Origin of the sequence: Pseudomonas canadensis (genome assembly GCF_000503215.1) — a bacterium.
In the GTDB taxonomy this organism is placed as follows: Bacteria; Pseudomonadota; Gammaproteobacteria; order Pseudomonadales; family Pseudomonadaceae; genus Aquipseudomonas; species Aquipseudomonas canadensis.
Map to the genome: position 1 here is coordinate 339238 of NZ_KI628540.1, position 19338 is coordinate 358575.

Annotated in this window: 21 protein-coding genes; 16 read left to right on the forward strand and 5 right to left on the reverse strand. The window is 61.5% G+C overall.

The window, feature by feature from the left end; genetic code table 11:
- Positions 1–275 precede the first annotated feature (275 nt).
- From U367_RS0129495 to U367_RS0129540, 10 genes are read left to right on the forward strand one after another with little or no spacing between them, the layout of a single operon-like run.
- Complete coding sequence (locus U367_RS0129495; RefSeq protein WP_028619777.1) at positions 276–869, forward strand: transposase; 594 nt, start codon at positions 276–278, stop codon at positions 867–869.
- 59 nt (positions 870–928) lie between these two features.
- Entirely contained in the window at positions 929–2512 is a 1584-nt protein-coding gene (locus tag U367_RS0129500; RefSeq protein WP_028619778.1) for a ShlB/FhaC/HecB family hemolysin secretion/activation protein, read from the forward strand.
- A 24-nt stretch (positions 2513–2536) separates the two neighbouring features.
- Positions 2537–4336, forward strand: a complete 1800-nt coding sequence (locus U367_RS0129505; RefSeq protein WP_028619779.1) for a DUF2341 domain-containing protein — start codon at positions 2537–2539, stop codon at positions 4334–4336.
- Between the two features lie 11 nt (positions 4337–4347).
- Positions 4348–4773, forward strand: coding sequence for an ExbD/TolR family protein (locus U367_RS0129510; RefSeq protein ID WP_016980095.1), 426 nt, complete (start codon positions 4348–4350; stop codon positions 4771–4773).
- A 3-nt stretch (positions 4774–4776) separates the two neighbouring features.
- Entirely contained in the window at positions 4777–5481 is a 705-nt protein-coding gene (locus U367_RS0129515) for an energy transducer TonB family protein (RefSeq protein WP_028619780.1), read from the forward strand.
- A gap of 41 nt (positions 5482–5522) precedes the next feature.
- Complete coding sequence (locus U367_RS0129520; RefSeq protein WP_016980093.1) at positions 5523–7223, forward strand: putative porin; 1701 nt, start codon at positions 5523–5525, stop codon at positions 7221–7223.
- A gap of 18 nt (positions 7224–7241) precedes the next feature.
- Positions 7242–7868 (forward strand): hypothetical protein, encoded by a 627-nt coding sequence (locus U367_RS0129525; RefSeq protein WP_028619781.1) that lies wholly within the window; start codon positions 7242–7244, stop codon positions 7866–7868.
- A 20-nt stretch (positions 7869–7888) separates the two neighbouring features.
- Positions 7889–8341, forward strand: coding sequence for a YbjN domain-containing protein (locus U367_RS0129530; RefSeq protein ID WP_032864613.1), 453 nt, complete (start codon positions 7889–7891; stop codon positions 8339–8341).
- Positions 8338–9279, forward strand: a complete 942-nt coding sequence (locus U367_RS0129535) for a peptidylprolyl isomerase (protein WP_028619783.1) — start codon at positions 8338–8340, stop codon at positions 9277–9279. Before U367_RS0129530 ends, U367_RS0129535 begins: the two co-directional genes overlap by 4 nt.
- 51 nt (positions 9280–9330) lie before the next feature.
- Complete coding sequence (locus U367_RS0129540) at positions 9331–10308, forward strand: LysR family transcriptional regulator (RefSeq protein WP_028619784.1); 978 nt, start codon at positions 9331–9333, stop codon at positions 10306–10308.
- Here the strand turns inward: U367_RS0129540 and U367_RS0129545 are convergent.
- Entirely contained in the window at positions 10305–11171 is an 867-nt protein-coding gene (locus U367_RS0129545; RefSeq protein WP_028619785.1) for a LysR family transcriptional regulator, read from the reverse strand. The genes U367_RS0129540 and U367_RS0129545 overlap by 4 nt on opposite strands.
- A 93-nt stretch (positions 11172–11264) precedes the next feature.
- Here U367_RS0129545 and U367_RS0129550 point away from each other — a divergent pair, with 93 nt between their 5' ends.
- From U367_RS0129550 to U367_RS0129565, 4 genes are read left to right on the forward strand one after another with little or no spacing between them, the layout of a single operon-like run.
- A complete protein-coding gene (locus U367_RS0129550) occupies positions 11265–11807 on the forward strand; it encodes a DUF4865 family protein (protein WP_028619786.1) in 543 nt (180 codons plus the stop codon).
- Positions 11808–11860: 53 nt separating this feature from the next.
- On the forward strand, positions 11861–12415 hold the full coding sequence (locus U367_RS0129555; protein ID WP_028619787.1) for a histidine phosphatase family protein: 555 nt from the start codon (positions 11861–11863) through the stop codon (positions 12413–12415).
- Positions 12416–12460: 45 nt separating this feature from the next.
- Complete coding sequence (cobF, locus tag U367_RS0129560) at positions 12461–13216, forward strand: precorrin-6A synthase (deacetylating) (RefSeq protein WP_028619788.1); 756 nt, start codon at positions 12461–12463, stop codon at positions 13214–13216.
- Positions 13217–13227: 11 nt separating this feature from the next.
- Positions 13228–13947 (forward strand): alpha/beta hydrolase, encoded by a 720-nt coding sequence (locus U367_RS0129565; protein WP_028619789.1) that lies wholly within the window; start codon positions 13228–13230, stop codon positions 13945–13947.
- A 131-nt stretch (positions 13948–14078) separates the two neighbouring features.
- Here U367_RS0129565 and U367_RS0129570 read toward each other — a convergent pair whose 3' ends face one another.
- On the reverse strand, positions 14079–14633 hold the full coding sequence (locus tag U367_RS0129570; RefSeq protein WP_028619790.1) for a DcrB/PsbP domain-containing protein: 555 nt from the start codon (positions 14631–14633) through the stop codon (positions 14079–14081).
- Between the two features lie 72 nt (positions 14634–14705).
- A complete protein-coding gene (locus tag U367_RS0129575; RefSeq protein WP_028619791.1) occupies positions 14706–16514 on the reverse strand; it encodes a monovalent cation:proton antiporter-2 (CPA2) family protein in 1809 nt (602 codons plus the stop codon).
- A gap of 186 nt (positions 16515–16700) precedes the next feature.
- Here U367_RS0129575 and U367_RS0129580 point away from each other — a divergent pair, with 186 nt between their 5' ends.
- Both U367_RS0129580 and U367_RS0129585 read left to right on the forward strand, forming a co-directional pair.
- Positions 16701–17006 carry an XRE family transcriptional regulator gene (locus U367_RS0129580; protein ID WP_028619792.1) on the forward strand — a complete coding sequence of 102 codons (306 nt, stop codon included), beginning with the start codon at positions 16701–16703 and terminating at the stop codon, positions 17004–17006.
- A 32-nt stretch (positions 17007–17038) separates the two neighbouring features.
- On the forward strand, positions 17039–17935 hold the full coding sequence (locus U367_RS0129585; RefSeq protein ID WP_028619793.1) for a LysR family transcriptional regulator: 897 nt from the start codon (positions 17039–17041) through the stop codon (positions 17933–17935).
- Here the strand turns inward: U367_RS0129585 and U367_RS0129590 are convergent.
- Together U367_RS0129590 and U367_RS0129595 are read right to left on the reverse strand one after the other, a co-directional pair.
- Complete coding sequence (locus U367_RS0129590) at positions 17925–18326, reverse strand: RidA family protein (RefSeq protein ID WP_028619794.1); 402 nt, start codon at positions 18324–18326, stop codon at positions 17925–17927. The genes U367_RS0129585 and U367_RS0129590 overlap by 11 nt on opposite strands.
- Positions 18327–18408: 82 nt before the next feature.
- Positions 18409–19311 (reverse strand): EamA family transporter, encoded by a 903-nt coding sequence (locus U367_RS0129595; RefSeq protein WP_028619795.1) that lies wholly within the window; start codon positions 19309–19311, stop codon positions 18409–18411.
- Between the last annotated feature and the right edge of the window lie 27 nt (positions 19312–19338).

Consider the following 19338-nt stretch of genomic DNA (forward strand, 5'->3'; position numbering starts at 1 on the left):
GAGGTGCCGAGTGTTGGGGCGAAGGCCTTTTGCTTACTTTTGGGCCTTTCCAAAAGTGAGCCGCTGTAAGAGCGGAACCCTAAGTAGCCGTTACCTAAATAACGGATATGTACACCATAAAAAATGCCCCCCACCCAATCCAAAATGAAGCTTTCATGACAAAAGTTCGGTAGTCCCCGGCCACTCCCGTCTCCTCTGTGTAACGCGCTTGAGCCCACCAGAATGTTGGGCTTTTCAGCCGCAAGCAGGATGCCAGGAGTGGGGCGATGGGAACTATGGAACGTTACTCGAAAGTGGGCATGCAGGAGCTCGACCAGCGCCTGTCAAAGATCGTCGAAGCGGCGCGCAAGAAGCCGGTGTCGGTCTATCGCTACGGCGCACCCTGGGTCTGGATCGTCTCCCAGGAAGACTGGCAAGGCGCTCGCAAGGAAGTGTCCAGCTACATCCCGGCAGGCCACTCCCTGGTGCTGCTGCGCCCACAGATCGACGAAGTGCTCGACCAGCATCGCGACTGGCTCACCGCCGAACCCGCAATGTCGATCGCCCCGCACACCGTGCTGCAGATCCTCCTGCTGCAACTGCTGTACTCGGTGCCCAGCGAACAACAGCTGCACGAACAGCTGAACTACAACCTGTTGTTCCGCTGGTTCGTCGGCCTGGACCTCAACCAAAAGGTCTGGAGCATTCACGTACTGACCCGCGACATCGCCACGCTGCTCAACAACCCGCGTGCGGTGCAACTCATCCAGAAAATCATCGGTGACGTGTTTTGTGGCGCCTTGCTGCACATGCCGGAGTTCTCGTTGAACTTCGCCCTGTTGCACACCTGGCTGGCACGCCACGGCAGCACTTCGATCACCAGCAATTGAGCCAGCCGCACGCCGGGCGTCCGGCGATGGCGCACAAAATCAGACAGTCAGGGGGCGGTGTGGAGCATCTGTTCAAATTAACGTTGGCGCTGTGTTGCGTGACGCTGGGGAGCCTGGCGCAACCGGTGTTGGCCGAGGAAGAAGAGGGCGCGCGCAAGGTCGACGTCAACGAGTACTTCGTGCGCGGCAATACGGTGCTGGATGCGGCGACGATCGAGGAGGCGGTGTATCCGTTCCTGGGGCCGCAGAAGACCTTGGGCGATATCGAAGGCGCGCGCGATGCGTTGCAGAAGATCTACCAGTCGCGTGGCTACCAGTCGGTGTTTGTCGAGTTGCCGGAGCAGAAGGTCGATGACGGTATCGTCTATCTGCAGGTCAGCGAGACCAAGGTCGGCCGGGTGCGTGTGGTCGGTGCCAAGCACTATTCGCCAGTGGAAATCCGCGAGCAGGTGCCGGCCCTGGAGGAGGGCGCGGTGCCGGACTTCGCCACGGTGCAAACCCAGTTGGCGGGCCTCAATCGCGGCGCTGGGCGCCAGGTCACGCCGTTGGTACGCGAGGGTCAACGCCCCGGCACCATGGATGTGGATTTGCAGGTGGAGGACCAGAACCCCTGGCACGCCAGTATCGGCCTGAACAACGACTACAGCGCCGACACCGAGAAACTGCGCTCGGTGGCGACCCTGGGGTACGACAACCTTTGGCAACTGGGCCACAGCATTTCCCTGACCTACTTCACCGCGCCCCAGGACACCGAGAATGCCAAGGTCTGGTCGGGCTCCTACAGCGCCCCGCTCAACGAGCGCTGGACCGTGCAGTTCTCGGGCTACCAGTCCGACAGCAACATCGCCACCATCGGCGGCAGCAACGTGCTGGGCAAAGGGCATTCCTACGGCGTGTCGGCCATCTACAACCTGCCGGCGGCGGGCAACTGGGCCAACTCGTTCTCGTTTGGCGTGGACTTCAAGGACTTCGACGAACAGATGAAGTTCGGTTCCAGCAGCGACCAGGTGCCCCTCAAATATGCGCCGTTCACCTTGGGCTACAACGGCTTTCGCTATACCGAACAATCGCAATTGGGCCTCGGCTTGAACCTGGTAGTGGGCACGCGCGCCTTCTTCGGCTACGGCAGCGATGCCGAAGAGTTCGAATACAAACGCTACAAGGCCAGCGCCAGTTTTGCCGTGCTCAAGGGCGACCTGAATTACACCTACACCTTCGCCAACGATTGGCAGTCGGCGACCAAGGGCGGCTTCCAGTTGGCGTCGGGGCCGCTGGTGTCCAACGAGCAGTATTCCGCCGGCGGTGCCACGTCGGTGCGCGGCTACCTGGCGGCGGAGCGTACCGGGGATGAGGGGTACTTGCTCTCCCAGGAACTGCGCACGCCGTCCCTGGCCAAGTTCCTCGGCAGTTATGTGCAGGAGTGGCGCTTCTACGCGTTCGCCGAAGGCGCGCGCATGCGCCTGCACGATCCGCTGCCCGAGCAAGAAGACGAATACAGCCTGGCCAGTGTCGGCCTGGGCACCCGCGCCAGTTTGAGCAAATGGTTGTCCGGCAGCCTGGATTGGGGCTACCCGCTGCTTGATGGACCGAACACCCAGAAACAGGACTCGCGACTGCACTTCAGTGTGCAGGCGACTTTCTGACTTTTTCTTCCGGAGACTTCACCCATGCAACGCCTATTCCTGAGCCTGTTGATCTGCCTGGGCTTCACGCTCCCGGCCACCGCCCATGCCTGGTGGCAGGACGACTGGCACTACCGCAAACAGATTTCGGTGGACACCACCGCCCAAGGCGCCGCGATCAACCAGGCCCTGGGCCGTACCGCGCTGCTGGTGCGCTTGCACACCGGCAACTTCACCTTTGACGGGGTCAAGGATGACGGCGCCGACCTGCGTTTTGTGAGCGCCGATGAAAAAACCGTGTTCAACCACCAGATCGAGAGCTTCGACCCATTGATGGGCATGGCGCTGATCTGGGTCGATGTGCCCAAGGTCGAAGGCGGTCAGCGTCAGGACCTGTGGATGTACTACGGCAACCAGAAGGCCCCGGCCACCGCCAACGGCCAGTTGACGTTCGACCCGAACTACACCGCGCTCTACCATTTTGACGGGGCCAACGGCACACCGGCCCGCGACACCACGGCCTACGCCAACACCGCGTTGAACGCCACCGGTGCGAGCATCGACGGTGTGATCGGCCGTGCCTTGCAGTTCAGCGGTCAACCGCTGATGTTGCCGGCCAGCCCTTCGCTGCAACACGCTGCGGGTGGCGCGTTCACCTTCAGCGCCTGGCTGCGCCTGGACCAAGCCAGCGGCGAGCAAGTCGTGCTGGCCCGACGTGATGGTGCCCATAGCCTGTTGCTGGGTCTGAACCAGGGCATGCCGTTCGTGGACATCGACGGCCAGCGCGCCGTGTCGACTCAACCTTTGAACCCCGGCCAATGGCAGCACCTGGCGTTCACCTCTGAGGGTGACAAGGTCACGCTGTATGTGAATGGCCGCGAGACTGCCACCCTGGCCGTTGCCTTGCCCGCGTTCAACACCCAACTGGCCATTGGTGCCGATCTGCCGGAAGCGGGCACCACGCACCTGCCATTCGCCGGGGCCATCGATGAGTTGCGCCTGTCCAAGGTGGCGCGTCCGGCGGCACTGTTGCAGGCCGATGCCAGCGCCCAGGGCGCCGAGTCGAAACTGGTGGCCTATGGCGTGGATGAAGAACAGTCCGGCTTTGGTTTCGGCAGCCTGGGCTTCTTGCTCAACGCGGTGCCGGTGGATGCCTGGGTAATCATCCTGGTCCTGGTGGCGATGATGTTCCAGTCGTGGGTCATCATGCTGCGTAAGAACCGTCAGGTCAGCCGCCTCAGCAGCGCCAACGAGGTGTTCCGCGAGCACTTCTCACAAATCGGCACCCGCCTGGAGATGTACGCCGACGACGCCCAACTGGGTGAGCGCCTGGCCCATTCTTCGCTGTGGCGCCTGTACCTGGTAGCGGTCAAGGAGATCCGCACCCGGCGTGCCCAGGGCGCTGACACCTCGTCGGTCTCGGCCGCCACCATCGAAGCCATCCGTTGCTCGATGGACGGCGTGCGCACCCGCGAAAACCAGGCGCTCAGCTCCAAGCTCTCGACCCTGTCCAACGCCATCGCCGGCGGCCCTTATATCGGCCTGCTCGGCACAGTGCTGGGGATCATGGTGGTGTTCCTCGGTACGGCCATGGCCGGTGATGTGAACATCAATGCGATTGCTCCCGGTATGGCGGCGGCGTTGCTGGCCACGGCCATGGGCCTGTTTGTCGCGATCCCGGCGCTGTTTGGCTACAACCGCCTGATCACGCGCAACAAGGAAGTCAGCGCGGACATGCGTGTGTTTGTCGACGAGTTCATCACCCGCCTGGCGGAGATGCACGGCGAGAGCCAGCACAGTGAAGCCGCGCACCGTCGTGACCATCACGCCGCTGTTCCGGCCTGAGGAGATCTGCCATGGCTTCCGTAAATACCTCCCACGACGATGACGATGATGCCGCCGTCGACAGTATCAACATCACGCCCCTGGTGGACGTGCTGATGGTGGTGCTGGTGATGTTTATCCTCACCGCCACCGCTCAGGTCTCGGGCATCCAGATTCACTTGCCCAAGGCCAGCGCTTCGGTGTCGTTGTCGGAGGCCAAGACCAAGGCCATCTCCGTGAACGACGGTGGCCAGGTGTTTCTCGACGCCTACCCGGTGACCCTCGGCGAGCTGGAAGAACGCCTGCGCATCGAGAAAGCGCTGAACCCGGATTTCCCGGTGATCGTGCGTGGCGATGCGATGGTGCAGTACCAGAAGGTGATCGAAGTGCTCGACCTGCTGCGTCGGCTGGAACTGTCCCAGGTCGGGTTGGTTACCGGCAAACCGAGTCAGGGCTGAGACATGACCGCACAGATCCCGATCGCGCCCTTGCCCATTAAGAAGAAGCCGCCGTTGCGCCCGTTGAAGTGGGGCGTGGGCCTGTTGCTGGGTGCCGTGGCGGCCTGGTTCTTGTGGCAATGGGCCAATGACATGAGTGGCGTGCGCCGCGAAGCACCGAAGGTGCCGACGATTATCCCGTTGCCGCCGCCACCGCCACCACCGCCGGAAAAGCCCAAGGAGCCTGAGCCCCAGGTCGAAGAAAAAATCCCGGAACCGGTGCCAAGCCCCGAACCCGAAGAGGTCAAGCCGGCCGAGGAAGCGCCGCCTTCGCCTAACGAAGACCTGGCCAACCCGATGCAGATCGACGGCGACGCCCAGTCCGGCAACGACGGTTTCAACATCGGCGCCGGCAAGGGCGGCGGCATGGCCGGCAGTGGTGGCGGTGGGTTGGGAACGGGCACTTACAAGCAGTACCTGGCCGGCACTTATCAGCGACTGATGCGCGAAGACCCTGAACTGCGCAAGAAGGCGTTCTCGACACAGATAGACCTGTGGTTGGGCGCCGATGGCCAGGTCACCAAAGCCTTGGTGACCAAGTCCAGCGGGGATGCCGAGACCGACGCGCAGATGCTCGCCTTGATCCAGGCACCGCGTGCCACACAGAAGCCGCCGGCGTCGCTGACGCTGCCCATGCGCCTGTCACTCAAGGGCCGGCGTCCGGATTGAACAAACCCTTTTTTACGGTTTTTTACAGGAGTTGCGTACACATGATTTCCCCCGTGAATCGACTGACCCTGGCGGTCGGCATGGTCATCGCGACCCTGGTCGGCCAGGCGGCTGCAGCCCCGGTCGCACCCTCGGAAAACGTCACCATCAACCTGATCCGCCTATTGGTGCAGCAAGGCGTGCTGACCCAGGACACCGCCAACGGCCTGATCGCCCAGGCCGAAAAAGAGGCCCAGCAGGCCCGCCAGGCCAATGCCGCGCCGGTGGTGGCCGCAGGCCCCGCCGCTGCGCCGGGTGACGTGCGTGTGCAGTACGTGCCGCAGGCGGTGAAGGATCAGATCCGTGATCAGGTCAAGGCCGAGGTCATGGCCACCGCCAAGCAGGAAAACTGGGCCCAGCCCAATACCTTCCCGGATTGGGTCTCGCGTATCAGCTTTGATGGCGATATCCGCCTGCGGGACGAGTCGCGCTATTTTTCGGGCAATAACAGCAACGAGATCGTCGACTACGCCAAGCTCAATGAAAGCGGCCCGTACGACACCAACAAAGACACCAACACCAAGCTGCCGCCGCTGCTCAACACCACCAAGGACCGCGAAAACCTGTTCCGCCTGCGCGCGCGCCTGGGCATGAAAGCCGTGCTGTCACCGGACTGGACGGCCGGCATCCGTGTGGGCACCGGCTCTGACAACAACCCGGTGTCCACCACCCAGACCCTGGGCGGCGGCTTTGGCAAGAAAGACATCTGGCTCGATCAGGGCTACCTGAGTTGGAAGGCCACGCCGGACGTGACCCTCACCGCCGGGCGATTCGCCAACCCGTTCTATTCCACTGACATGATGTATTCGGGCGACCTGAACTTCGACGGTATCGCCGCCAATTTCAACCATACGCTCAATAGCCAGTGGGGCCTGTTCGGCACCTTGGGCGCGTTCCCGGTGGAGTACACCTCCGACTCGGCCAGCAGCAACGGTTTCGACAAGGAAGACAGCGACACCAAGTGGCTGTTTGGTGGGCAGATCGGCGCCAACTGGAAGATCAACCGCGAAAACAGCCTGAAGGGCGCGCTGGCCTACTACCACTTTGACGATATCGAAGGTAAACGCTCCGGCGCTTGCCAGCCGTGGTCCGGCCAGCCGGCGTGTGACAGTGACGGCTCGCGCCTGGCCTTCATGCAAAAGGGCAACAGCGTGTTCCTGCTACGCGACATTACGCCGAATCCAGCCACCCCAGGCCTGACCCCGCAACCGCAGTTCGTCGGCCTGGCATCCAAGTTCGATGTGCTCGACCTGAACCTGGCCTGGGATGCCGAGCTGCCCAGCGATTTCAAGCTGCGCACCCAAGGCAACTTCATCCACAACCTGGCCTACGACAAGGGCGAGATGCTCAAGCGCAGCGAAGGCCAGATCGTCAACAACATCAACAGCAAGGGCCAGTTTGAAAGTGGCGGCAATGCGCTGATGGTGTCGTTCACCCTCGGCAGCGCGCTGGAAATGCGCAAACGCGGCGATTGGAACGTGTTGGCCGGCTACAAATACATCCAGCCTGACGCACTGCCTGACGGCTTCAACGATTCGTCGTTCCACCTGGGCGGCACCAACGCCAAGGGGTATTTCATTGGCGCCAACTACGGCATCGAAAAGAACATCTACGCCAGTGCGCGTTGGTTAAGCGCGTCTGAAGTGTATGGCGCGCCGTTCGAAGTCGATGTGATGCAACTGGAACTCAACACGCGCTTTTGATGCGCACGGAGATGCCACATGAACACGCGAATCTGCGGGCTGTTGCTGCTGCTGGTCACCACCGGCGCGTCGGCTGAAGGCATGGAGGAACGCCTGCGTACGCAACTGCGCAGCACTACCCAGCAATTGCAGGCCCTGCAAAGCGAACAGGCCCAGGCCAGCGCCGCGCGGATTGCGGCGGAAAACCAGGCCAAGCAGGCCCAGGCGCAAATCAAGCAGCTGACCACCGAACTCGCCCAGGTGCGTGGCGTGGCCGAGCAAATGGCCGGCCAGCAACAGAGCCTGCACAGTCAAGCTCAGGCCCAGGTGGCGGCCAGCAACGAGCAGATCGGCAAGTTCAAGAAGGCCTATGACGAACTGCTGGTGCTGGCCAAGGGCAAAGAGGCCGAGCGTGCGCGCTTGCAGGCACAACTGAGCGAACGTGACACACAAGTGCAGCAATGTTCAGTCAAGAATCAACAGATGTACGGCGTGGCCCAGCAGTTGCTCGCGGCCTACGAAAAAATCGACGTGGCCGAGGTGATGAGTATTCGCCAGCCCTTCGCCAGCAGCGCGCGGGTCAAGTTCGAGGAACTCGCCCAGGGCTTTGGCGACGATTTGTACAAAAGCCGTTTCGATGCACCCCAGGCAACCGCCAATCATTGATCGACAGGGAAGAAATCACCATGAACGAATTGATCTCCAGCGTCACCACCCAGAGCCTCACCGAGCTGCTGCAGGAAGCCGGCTACCGCGTCAACCAGACCGAACAGAACGGCGTCGTGCAATTGCTCAGCGCCAGTCAGGGCATCGGTTTTGCCGTGCGTTTCGGCAACCCGGCGGTGGAGCAGGGCAGCTATGTGGACTTCACCTACAGCTGTGCGCTGCGCATCCAGGGCGAATTGCCTGAAGGTCTGGCGCAGGTGTGGAACGCTTCGCGACGCTTTGCGCGGTTGTCGGTGCAGGGCGAGTTTTTGTTGATGGAAATGGACGTGGTGGTGGCGGGCGTGGGCGCTACGCACCTGCGCAGTCAGCTGGAGTTGTGGGATCGCCTGTTACAGGAATTTATCGTTTACCTGCGTGAATACAGCCAACAGGCCGCGCAGTTGCAGGCTGAAGCCGAGGCGCCGGTATTGTGAAGAAACCTACCTTGATGGTCGGCGCGGGTGCGTTGGTCTTGCTGGTGGTGGCGGTGGGCTTGAGCCTGCGGCCGGGCAGTGACCCGGTGGCGGCGCAGCAACCGGCGCCGGTGATCAATCCTGTATCGGCCGGGCCGGCGGTGGCCCGCCTGGGCAATCAGCAGATCGACCTGACGGAACTGAAAACCGTGCTGGCCAGCCTGCCTGCCGAGTCCCGTGAGCAGTTGCGCGGTAACCGTGGCGCGTTGGAAACCTGGATTCGTTCACGGTTGGCGCAAAAGGCGGTGCTCGAACAGGCCGACGCCCAGGGCTGGCGCCAGCGCCCGGACGTGGAACAGCAGACCCGCGCCGCCGCCGAGCAGATCGTGTTTCGCGACTACATGCTCTCGGTCAGCCAGGTGCCGGCCGATTACCCCAGCGCGGCGGAGTTGCAGCAGGCCTACGACAGTGGCAAGTCGCAATGGGTGACGCCGCCATTGTACCGGGTGAGCCAGATTTTCCTGGCGACCAATGACCCGCAAACCGTCGACAACGTGCGCCGCCAGGCCCAGGAACTGAGCCGTCGTGCCCAGGCCGCGCCAGGTGATTTCGCCGCCCTGGCCACGCAGTTTTCCCAGGACACCGACTCCGCCGCGCGCGGCGGTGACTCAGGCATGCAACCCTTGCAACAGCTGGTGCCGGAAGTGCGCAATGCCGTGTCGCGCCTCAAGGTCGGCGCCGTGTCGGACGTGGTGCAGAGCGCGGCGGGGTTTCATGTGCTCAAACTCACCGGCCAGCAACCGGCGCGTACTGCGACCCTCGACGAACTGCGCGAGCGCCTGACCCAGGCCCTGCGTGTCCAACGTCAGGAGCAGATCGCCAAGGCGTACCTCGAAGGCATGCTCAACACCGCAACCCTGAGTATCGACGGCGCCGAGCTGAACAAGGTGCTGGAGTAACCCGCGTCAACCCGCATTGGATGCACAGACCGACAAGACAGGGAGTCTCCCATGGCATTTCTAGAACCGTCCGCCCCCCAGGGGCCGTCCTCTTATCGCGCCCCCACCGAGGGACGCAGTAGCTGGCTGGCCCTGGCCCATGAGATCGAGCCGGAGGTGGCGCGCTACTTTCTGGTGAGCGCGCGCTGCGGCTGCTTCATGCAGGCGGCGCGCAGCTTGAATATCAAGGCGACGCTGTTGCGCAAGCGCCTGGCGCAGTTGGAAGAACATTTACGGCATTCGCTGTTCACCTACCAGGGCAATGGTCTGGTGCTCAGTCGCGATGGCCAGCAGTTGCAGGCCCAATTGATTGCCCTGGCCCATGAACGGCGCTTGCCGGTCACGGAGCAGCCGTTGATTCGGCTGGCAGTGGCCGAACCGATCCTGCACGACATCCTTGGTCGCGACCTGATCGCTTTGTTGCGCCGCAATGCCAGCGTGCGCCTGGAGATTATCTCCATCGACAGCCAGTTGTCGCTGCAAGCGGTGGATGTGGATGTGGTGCTATGGCTGTCGGACACCGATGGCCCCGTGCCTGGTCCGAGCTTTGCCACCGAGCCGCCACAGGCCCTGGCGCGCCTACATTACTTGCCCCATATCGCCAAGCGTTATTCGCGGTTGACCACACGCCCGGACAGTGTCGAAGACCTCGACGACTACATGCTGGTGCAATGGCAGCCTGATGCGCAGGTGGGCGCGTTGCAGGCGTGGAACCGGGTGGTGCAGCAGCGCTTGGCGGCGGTGGTGCAGGTGCATGCGTATTCGCTGATGTTGGAGATGATTCGTTGCGGTGCGTGCATTGGGTTGCTGCCACATTACATGAGCAGTTTTGACCGGGGCCTGGTGGCGTTGCCGGGGTTGTTGGCCGAGAGCATGCAGCGCCAGGTGTGGCTGGCGGTGAATGCGCAGGTGGCGGATGTGGAGGCGGTGCGGATGATTGTGGAGTTGATCATCGGCACCTTTGAAGGCCGACGCGAGTGGTTTGATTAGCGTTGCAGCACGCCGCGAAAGGTCGCGCTCAAGGCACGCAGTGTTTCCCGTGAGCGCACATCGGTGATGCGGCTGTGAAGTACCACCTCACTCACGGGCAAGGCGGGCAACCCGTATTGCTCACTCACTTCCACCGCACCTGCCGGCGCAACGCGATGGGCGAGGGCGGCGACGCCCAATCCGGCGCTGACGGCGGCGCCCACGGCCATGACACCGCCGCCAACGAACACTTCGGTCCAGTCGATGCGTGCCTCATCCAGTGCGCGTGTGGCCAAGTGGCGAACGCCGCAGGGCGCGGCCATTGTGGCCATGCGCAGGGGCGTGCCGGGGCTGTGTTGCCAGGTGGGGGCGGCGAACCAGCCGAAGCGTTCCACCGCCAGCACGTCGCCATCCTGGCGGTCGCCCTCGTTGCGCACGATCACGGCGTCAAGTTCGCTGCGGTCGAAGGCGGCGACCAGGTCGCGGGAGGAGGCGATGCGCACTTCAAGGATCACCAACGGATCGTAAGCGGCCAGGCGATTGAGCCAGGTCGGCAAGTCGGGGCCGGCCACGTGATCACTGATGCCGATCACCAGGCGTCGCGGCGCGTGGCTGTTCATATCGCCCAAGGCGCGTTCATGGGCATTGAGCAGGGCGCGGGCCGCGACGATGAATTGTTCGCCTTGGGGCGACAACCGCACATGGCGTGGCGTGCGCTCTAGCAGGCGATAGCCGAGGCGTTCTTCCAGGCGTTTGAGTTTGAGGCTGATCGCTGCCTGGGAGGTGTCGAGGGCTTCGGCGGCGCGAGTGAAGCTGGCGAAATCGGCCACCAGCACGAAGGCTTGGACAGTGTCGATATCCAGCGGTTTGGGTGCGTCAGTCATATTGGATCCTTATCGCACTTATATCGGTTGATATCTTGTTGAAATCATCGTCGCTGCGCAAGCTAAACACTCAACGTGCCCAGGAGTTTGTCCATGTTTGCCAAACAGTATTCACATCGCTTGCCTGCCGACTACGACATGGGCGTGATCCGCCGACGCGCCGCGCAATTGGGGCCGTTGTGGGATAACGCCGAGGGGTTGCTGTTCAAGGCGTTTATCGCCCAGGAGCGCGGGGGTAATGTGTATTCGTCGGTTTACCTCTGGGCCGACCCGCTGCAGGCGGCTGACTTCCTGCTGGGTGAGCGCTTTCAGAAGGTGCTCGACAGCTTTGGCCGCCCACATATCGAGAGCTGGTTGCCGTTGGACCTGCAACGTGGCCCGGCACAGGGCGCGTTGAGTTTGTATCGCGAGGAGTGGGCATTGGCGCCAGGGGCGAACCGCGCCGCGATCTTGGCCGAGGAGAAACAGCGTAATCAGCAGGTGGCTGAGCACAGTGACACGTTCGCAGTGTTCCTCGCGTTGGATGTGCAAGCGTGGCGGTTGGTGCGGTTTACGCTGTCCGCCAAGGCGCTGGACGCCGAATATCCTGGCGCGGGTTACCAGGTGCTTTATCTGGCACAAGGCGTTGCGCCCTAGCGAGAACTGCGCCAGTCTTGGTGGCCTCATCCTTGTCGTTGAAGCACTCTGTGATGCCGGCCACTCGTTTGACACTTATCTGCCATGCCGTGACTCTCCAGCAAAAAAAGGGGCGTTTTCCCGATGACGAGTCCGTTGCGATGGATTGGCGAAATGCGGGTTTGTCCCTTGCCGGCCGCTACAAGAAAAACTTGCGCTTATTGTGCGGTCCCGAGGCGCGTACCCGACAGACAGCAGGTTTGTTCGGCAGGCATCCCCAAGTCGAAAAAGCCTTGCGCGATGCTGACTTTGGTCGGTGGAAGGGCAAGGACATCGACGCGATAGATCGCAACGAATTGATGGATTGGCTTGGCAACAGCGCCAGTGCCTCGCATGGCGGCGAATCCGTGGACCAAGTCTGCGCACGAGTAGGCCGTTGGATGAAATCCCTCGAAACCCAACCCGGCCACGTCGTGGCCATCACCCATCCCTTCGTGATCCGTGCGGCAATGCTGTACGTCATGGAATTTCCGATCTCGATGTTCTACCTGATCGACGTCGAACCGTTGTCCGCCACTGAGCTGCGCTTCAACGACGTCTGGCGACTGCGCCTGGAAACTCACGCCTAGCCGCCCGAACATGGCAAAATCCACGCCCCGCAATGAGAGCAACCCATGAAACGCATCCTGATCATCGGCATTGGCGCCGGCAACCCTGACTACATCACGATGCAGGCCGTGAAGGCGCTCAACCGCACCGACGTGTTTTTCCTGATGGACAAGGGCCAGAGCAAAGACAAGTTGATCGACCTGCGTCGCGAGATCTGCGAGACCTACATCACCGAGCCTGGCTACCGTTTCGTCGAGGCCAGCTGCCCCGAGCGGGTGCGCGGCGAGATCGACTACACCACCGCCGTGCAGGACCTCAACCGCGACAAGCAGCAGACCTTCGAACGCATGATCAACGAAGAAATGGCTGACGGTGAAGTGGGCGCTTTCCTCGCCTGGGGCGACCCTGCGCTGTACGACAGCACCATCCGCATCTTGCAGGCGATTCTTGCCAGTGGCCGCAGTGAGTTCGAGTTCGAAGTGATCCCGGGCATCACCAGTGTGCAAGCCTTGGCCGCCCAGCACAAAGTACCGCTGAACCGTATTGGCAAGTCCGTTGAGATCACTACCGGGCGCCGTTTGGCGGCGGGGCAGGCGAGTGATGCCGACACGTTGGTTGTAATGCTCGACGCCGAAGACTCCTACCGCAGCGTGGCGGACCAGGACTTGGAGATCTATTGGGGCGCCTACCTGGGCACGCCGGATGAGATACTGATCAGCGGCAAAGTCAGCGAAGTCGCAGAAGAAATCGAACGGGTGCGCAAGGCGGCGCGCTTGGACAATGGCTGGATCATGGACACTTATCTGTTACGTAAACCCTGAGGTGATGCCCTATGCTCAAACTGGTTGCCCTGGCGCTGACGCTGGTCGTCGGTACCGCCCATGCCGACGAGAGGTTGCATACGGACTTGCCGCTGTCTTACCTGGAACAAACCCAGGGTGATGCACGCAACCAGCCGCTGGTGATTTTCCTGCACGGGTTTGGCAGCAACGAGGAAGATCTGTTCGGCATCAAGGACGCGCTGCCCTCCACGTGGACTTACTTGTCGGCCCGTGCGCCGATGCCAGTGGATTCCCACGGTTATCGCTGGTTTACCAAGATACCCGGCAACGGCGATTACGATGGCGAGACGGCGGACCTGCAACGCAGCGCCCAGTTGATCGAAGACTTTGTCGGCAAAGCCACCGCCAAATATCACACCCAACCGGATCGGGTGTTCCTGGTGGGTTTCAGCCAGGGGGCGATCATGTCCTATGAGGTGGGCCTGCGCCGGCCGGAACTGCTGCGCGGCATTGCGGCGTTGAGCGGCAGCGTGCTCCCGGTGCTCAAGGCTGAACTGAAGCCGGATGCGTCATTGGGCAAATTGGCGATTTTTATCGGCCATGGCACCTTGGACCAGGCGCTGCCCTATGTGTCGGGAACGCGGGCGAATGAGGTGTTGACGGGGTTGGGGTTGAAGCCGGAGTTTCATGGGTATCCCGGCATGCCGCATACCATCAGCGAGGCGGAAGTGCAGGACCTGAAAGCCTGGCTGGAAAAAAGCCTGAAATAAACACCGTTAAGAAATGTGGGAGCGGGCTTGCTCGCGAATGCGGTAGGTCAGTCGAAACATCGGTGACTGACACACTGCATTCGCGAGCAAGCCCGCTCCCACTTTGGTTATGTGTTGCTTGGTAGATCGGGTTATTTGCCGCCGGTAATCTGCTTCACCAACGCCGCATGCCCCTTGGCATCATCCGCCCGCGAAATCGCCTGGATCACCAGCAGGTGATTACCCGAACCACCGAGGAACGTGGAGTTCAGCGTTTTGCCGCCGCCTTGGGTGGCGGTGCTGTCCACCTGGCGCAGGCCGAGGCCTTTGAACGTCAGTTTTTTCTCGCTCTGTTTCTTGAAGTCAGGCAGTGCTGCGCTCTGGTCCTTGACGAACCCGGCCACGGCGCCGTCCAGGAATTGCGCGTCGTTGTCGCCGATGGTTACTCCATCGTTACGCACGGTTTCGGCGACGATCACCACACTTTTAGTGGTCTGGTTGGCATACATCGTACCCTGGGTGTCAGCGGTGCCATCCTCGGCCTTGCCAGCCGGCAGGGTGTCGGCGGCGTAGGCTTTGGGCAGGTTGAAGGTGAACTTGCCACCCAAGGTGGAGATGGTTTGCGTGGTCGGCTTGGACGCGGCAAATGCACTGCCCGCGGCCAACGCGAGGGCCAGCAGGACGGCGGTCTTGGTGAAAGTGGCCATGAAGCGCTCCAGGGGTGAACGAAATTGCGCCGTATTCTGTCAGAAAATTCGCAAAATCGTTCACCCGTAGCCTCACACCTTGTCGGACTCTTCCTCAAGTCGGTCCATCTCAAACAGCCGCGCCAGTTCTGCCCGGGCCTCCTGGGCGGTTTGCATCACTTTGGCGGCGTCGTCGTACACCGCGTGTTGTGCGGCCAGCACTTGCAGGTCGTGGTTCTTGAAGCGGGTGATGCGCGCGTCGGCCTGGGCCTGGCTCAAACCGAGGCCTACCAACGTGCGGCGGCTCATTTCCAGGCTGGAGTAGAAGGTCTCGCGAATCGGTGACGCGTCGAGGTCCACCAGGCGATGCACGTGTTGGCGGTTACGTGCGCGGGCGATGATCTTCATGTGCGGGTAGAGGTTGCGCACCAGTTCGGCGGTCTTGATGTTGATCTCCGGGTCGTCCATGGCGATCACGAAGAACTCCGCCTGGTCGACTTTGGCCGCGTGCAGGATCTCGGGGCGTTGCGGGTCGCCGTAGAACACCGGCATGCCGCCGAAGCTGCGGGTCAGTTCGATGGTTTCCACCGACGTGTCCAGGGCGATAAACGAGATGTTCTGCGCACGCAGGATCCGCGCCACGATCTGGCCCATACGGCCCATGCCGGCGATGACCACGCGCGGGGCGTCGCTTTCAATGGTGCGGTATTCCTCCGGCACTTCCACCGACTTGACCTTGGGCTTGAACAGCTTCGGGCACACCAGCAGCAATAACGGTGTCACCGCCATGGACAGGGTGATGGTCAGCACCAGGATGTCGTAGAGGTGTGGTTCGAACAGGCCCTGGTCGCGGCCGATCTTGAACACCACGAAGGCGAACTCACCGCCCGCCGCCAGCACCACGCCCAGGCGCAGGGCGCTTTCGCGATTGAGATCACCGACCATGCGGCCCACGGCATACAGCAGCGGCAGTTTCAGGCCAATCAGCAGCAGCGTCAGGCCGATCACCACCAGCGGCGAGCTGAGCAACAGGCTGAGGTTGGCACCCATGCCCACGCTGATAAAGAACAGGCCCAGCAGCAGGCCCTTGAACGGTTCGATCTGGGATTCCAATTCGTGGCGATATTCCGAGTCCGCCAGCAGCAGGCCGGCGAGGAAGGCGCCGAGGGCCATGGACACGCCCACCAGCTCCATCAACCAGGCCGTGCCAATCACCACCAGCAGTGCGGTGGCGGTGGACACTTCGCGCAGCCCGGTCTTGGCGACGATGCGGAACACCGGCCGCAACAGGTAGCGTCCGCCGATGATCACCACCGCGATGCTGCCGAGAATTTGCAAAACATGCTGCAGGCCCTGGGCTTCGGTGGTCGGGTGATCGCTGCCGGCCAGCAGCGGCACCATGGCGATCAGCGGGATCGCGGCGATGTCCTGAAACAGCAGAATCGCAAAGGCCAGGCGGCCGTGGGGCTGGTTCAGCTCCTTGCGCTCGGCCAGGCTCTGCAGGCCAAACGCGGTGGACGACAGCGCCAGGCCCAGACCGAGCACGATCGCACTGTTCCACGACTGGCCAAACAGCCACAAAGCCACCACGCCCATCACCAGGCCCGTCAGCAGCACTTGCGCCAGACCGACGCCGAACACCGCCTTGCGCATCACCCACAACCGCTTGGGCGACAGTTCGAGACCGATGATGAACAACAGCAACACCACGCCCAGCTCGGAAAATTGCGCGACGCTTTGCGGATTGCCCACCAAACCCAGCACCGACGGACCGATAATCACACCCGCGAACAGATAGCCCAGCACTGCGCCCAGTTGCAGGCGTTTGGCCAGGGGCACGGTCAGCACGGCGGCGAGCAGGAACACCACAGCTGCTTGTAACAGGTTGCCTTCATGGGGCATTGCGAACTCCAGGATCTCTAAAACCAATCAACAAGGGTGTATTAGAGCGCTTTTTACATTTCGAAAATTGTGTTTTTGAGCGGGGTGGGTAGAGACTCAGGTAAAACGCTGTTCGACAGGTTGAATTTATTATTCCTTTGGTGGAATATTTTGTGAGGTCGAATTCTGGTTGGAAGGGTCGTCACCATGCCTAAGAAATTCGCTGAACTGCAAGCGCGCATGACGCCGCAATCCCGTGCCGAAGCCAAGCTGTTGTTCCAGCAGCACCTGCAGGAAATGCCACTGCATGAGCTGCGCAAAGCCCAGCAGTTAAGCCAGGCGAGCCTGGCTAAAGCACTGAACATCAACCAGGCGGCCGTCTCCAAGATGGAGCGGCGCACCGACATGTATATCAGCACGTTGCGCGACTATATCCGCGCGATGGGCGGCGAGTTGGAGATTATTGCCACGTTTCCCGATGGTCAGGTCAAGATCGACAATTTCGCCTGCTGAAAGCGGTTGCAGCTATCCAGAAGGTCATCCTTGTGAACCAACTTCTCGCCATGCGTGCCTTTGTTCGCGTCGTCGAAACCAGCTCATTCAGTCGTGCATCCGACCAGTTGACGCTGCCGCGCTCCACCGTGAGCAAGCTGATCACCGACCTTGAGAAGCACCTCGGCATCCAGCTGATGCACCGCACCACACGGGCTCTGGCGCCAACGTCCGAGGGGTTGGAGTATTACCATCATGCCCGGCGCCTGGTCGCAGAATTGGACGAAGTGGATAGCGCCATCCGTGGGCAAGTCCTCAAGCCCGGCGGGCATCTGCGGGTGGATGCGCCTGCGTCGTTTGCCAATTGCCTGCTGATTCCGGCGCTGGTGGATTTTCATCGCGAGTATCCCGATATCACCATTGCCTTGGGTATCAGTGATCGTTCGGTGAACATTGTGGGGGAAGGGGTGGACTGCGTGATCCGCGCCGGCAAGCTGGATGACATGGCGATGATCGGGCGTAAGGTGACCGACCTGGAGTATTTGACCTGTGCGGCCCCTGATTACCTGGAGCGCCGAGGTGTGCCGCTTTCCCCGGAGGATCTGGCGCTCAACCACCTCAAGGCCGGCTATTTTTTTGCCGGATCTGGTAAAGCGGAACCACTGATTTTCGAGCAGGGTGACAGGCGCATCGAAGTGGGCGATTGCGCCTATTCCACCAATGAAGGCAACGGCCTCAAGGAAATGCTGCTCGCCGGACTGGGCGTCGGGCAGCATTTCAAGGCCATCGTTCAGTACTATGTGGACAACGGCCAATTGGTCAGTGTGCTGCCGCAGTGGTCGTGTCCAGCCACGCCGCTGCACATCCTCTATCCACCCAATCGTCACCAGAGCGCGCGGCTCAAGGTGTTTGTCGAATGGGTGATCCGCAGGTTCGGGGTCAGGGAATAATCGCGGTCACGCGGATTTCCACGCGCATGGTCGGCAGGCCCAGGGCCTCGACGCCGACTTGCGTCCAGATCGGCGCATGGTGGGGCATGTACTGGCGGTAGTGTTTGACCATCGCTTCGTTGACTTCGGGCGGGAAACCACCGACGTGGTAGGAGTTGACGTGAATCACGTGCTCCCAACTGGCGCCGGCAGTAGCAAGGGTGCGTTCCAGGTTGTGAAACGCCTGGGCGATCTCGTCGGCCAGGGCGGCGGGGATCTTGAACTCATCGTCCCAGCCCCCTTGGCCTGAGGTTTCCACGCGATTGCCGATTTTTACCGCCTGCGAGTAATGCAGGTGCTCGCGCATGTAATCGCCGTAGCCGGAAGTGACAAAAAATTCAGGCGTGCTCATGGTATTTCCTTCGGTTCAGTACAGGACTGGACCCAAGCTAAAGCACTCAATACACGAACAAAATACCGAATTTATGCCATGACTATCTATCCATGTGGACAATTGGCTGCGGTTCCACGGGCGCGAGGTTGGCTGGCCTGCGATACAGGCCTACAGCCAGTCCGACGATGATGATCCCGATAGAAATCAGGTTCGGCGTGGAAATGCGCTCATCCAGAATCAGCATCGAGCTGGTGATACCGAACACCGGAATCAGCAACGACAGCGGCGCCACGGTGGAAACCGGGTACAGCTTGAGCAACGAGTTCCAGCCCCAGTAGGCAAAGTGCGTGGCCAGGTACACTTGGAACAGGATCGACAAAACCGCCGTCAGGTCGAGGCTGGCCTGCAAACCTTCGAACGCGGCGCTGCCGTGCATCAACCAGGCCGTGAGGAACAGTGGGATCGGCGGGATCAGGCTGGCCCACACCATGAACGAGAAGATCTCCTTCACTCCGGATTTCTTGATGATCACGTTGCCCACGCTCCAGGCCACCGCGCTGAGCACGATCAGCATGACGCCCAGCACCGCGTGGTTACCTTCCTGGGTGGAGATGATTCCGGCCAGGCCGATCAAGGCCAGCACGGCGCCGAGCATCTGCGCGCCACGGATCTTTTCCTTGAACAGCAAAAAGCCCCAGCCCATGGTGAAGAACACGCTGAGTTGAATGATCAATGAGGCAATACCGGGGCTCACGCCCACCTGGATGCCATAGTTGATCACGCCCCACATGCCCAGCCCGAAGATGAAGCCATAGGCGGCCACGTAGCTGAATTTGACGGCGGGACGCTTGATAAAGAACACCAGCGGCAGGGCGGCAAGGGCGAAGCGGATACCCGTGAGTACAAACGGGTCGATGGCGCGCAGGCCGAGTTTGGTGATGGGGAAGTTGACGCCCCATACCAGGGTGACGAGCACGGCAAGAGACAGATGTTTTTTCAGCATGGACCCTCCTTGGGTCAGGCGGCACAC

Bases quoted from the DNA above. Each gene is read 5' to 3' on its own strand.
- U367_RS0129495 (WP_028619777.1), top strand. From the start codon at position 276: ATGGAACGTTACTCGAAAGTGGGCATGCAGGAGCTCGACCAGCGCCTG.
- U367_RS0129505 (WP_028619779.1), top strand. From the start codon at position 2,537: ATGCAACGCCTATTCCTGAGCCTGTTGATCTGCCTGGGCTTCACGCTC.
- U367_RS0129510 (WP_016980095.1), top strand. From the start codon at position 4,348: ATGGCTTCCGTAAATACCTCCCACGACGATGACGATGATGCCGCCGTC.
- U367_RS0129515 (WP_028619780.1), top strand. From the start codon at position 4,777: ATGACCGCACAGATCCCGATCGCGCCCTTGCCCATTAAGAAGAAGCCG.
- U367_RS0129520 (WP_016980093.1), top strand. From the start codon at position 5,523: ATGATTTCCCCCGTGAATCGACTGACCCTGGCGGTCGGCATGGTCATC.
- U367_RS0129525 (WP_028619781.1), top strand. From the start codon at position 7,242: ATGAACACGCGAATCTGCGGGCTGTTGCTGCTGCTGGTCACCACCGGC.
- U367_RS0129530 (WP_032864613.1), top strand. From the start codon at position 7,889: ATGAACGAATTGATCTCCAGCGTCACCACCCAGAGCCTCACCGAGCTG.
- U367_RS0129540 (WP_028619784.1), top strand. From the start codon at position 9,331: ATGGCATTTCTAGAACCGTCCGCCCCCCAGGGGCCGTCCTCTTATCGC.
- U367_RS0129545 (WP_028619785.1), bottom strand. From the start codon at position 11,171: ATGACTGACGCACCCAAACCGCTGGATATCGACACTGTCCAAGCCTTC.
- U367_RS0129550 (WP_028619786.1), top strand. From the start codon at position 11,265: ATGTTTGCCAAACAGTATTCACATCGCTTGCCTGCCGACTACGACATG.
- U367_RS0129555 (WP_028619787.1), top strand. From the start codon at position 11,861: ATGCCGGCCACTCGTTTGACACTTATCTGCCATGCCGTGACTCTCCAG.
- cobF (WP_028619788.1), top strand. From the start codon at position 12,461: ATGAAACGCATCCTGATCATCGGCATTGGCGCCGGCAACCCTGACTAC.
- U367_RS0129565 (WP_028619789.1), top strand. From the start codon at position 13,228: ATGCTCAAACTGGTTGCCCTGGCGCTGACGCTGGTCGTCGGTACCGCC.
- U367_RS0129570 (WP_028619790.1), bottom strand. From the start codon at position 14,633: ATGGCCACTTTCACCAAGACCGCCGTCCTGCTGGCCCTCGCGTTGGCC.
- U367_RS0129575 (WP_028619791.1), bottom strand. From the start codon at position 16,514: ATGCCCCATGAAGGCAACCTGTTACAAGCAGCTGTGGTGTTCCTGCTC.
- U367_RS0129580 (WP_028619792.1), top strand. From the start codon at position 16,701: ATGCCTAAGAAATTCGCTGAACTGCAAGCGCGCATGACGCCGCAATCC.
- U367_RS0129590 (WP_028619794.1), bottom strand. From the start codon at position 18,326: ATGAGCACGCCTGAATTTTTTGTCACTTCCGGCTACGGCGATTACATG.
- U367_RS0129595 (WP_028619795.1), bottom strand. From the start codon at position 19,311: ATGCTGAAAAAACATCTGTCTCTTGCCGTGCTCGTCACCCTGGTATGG.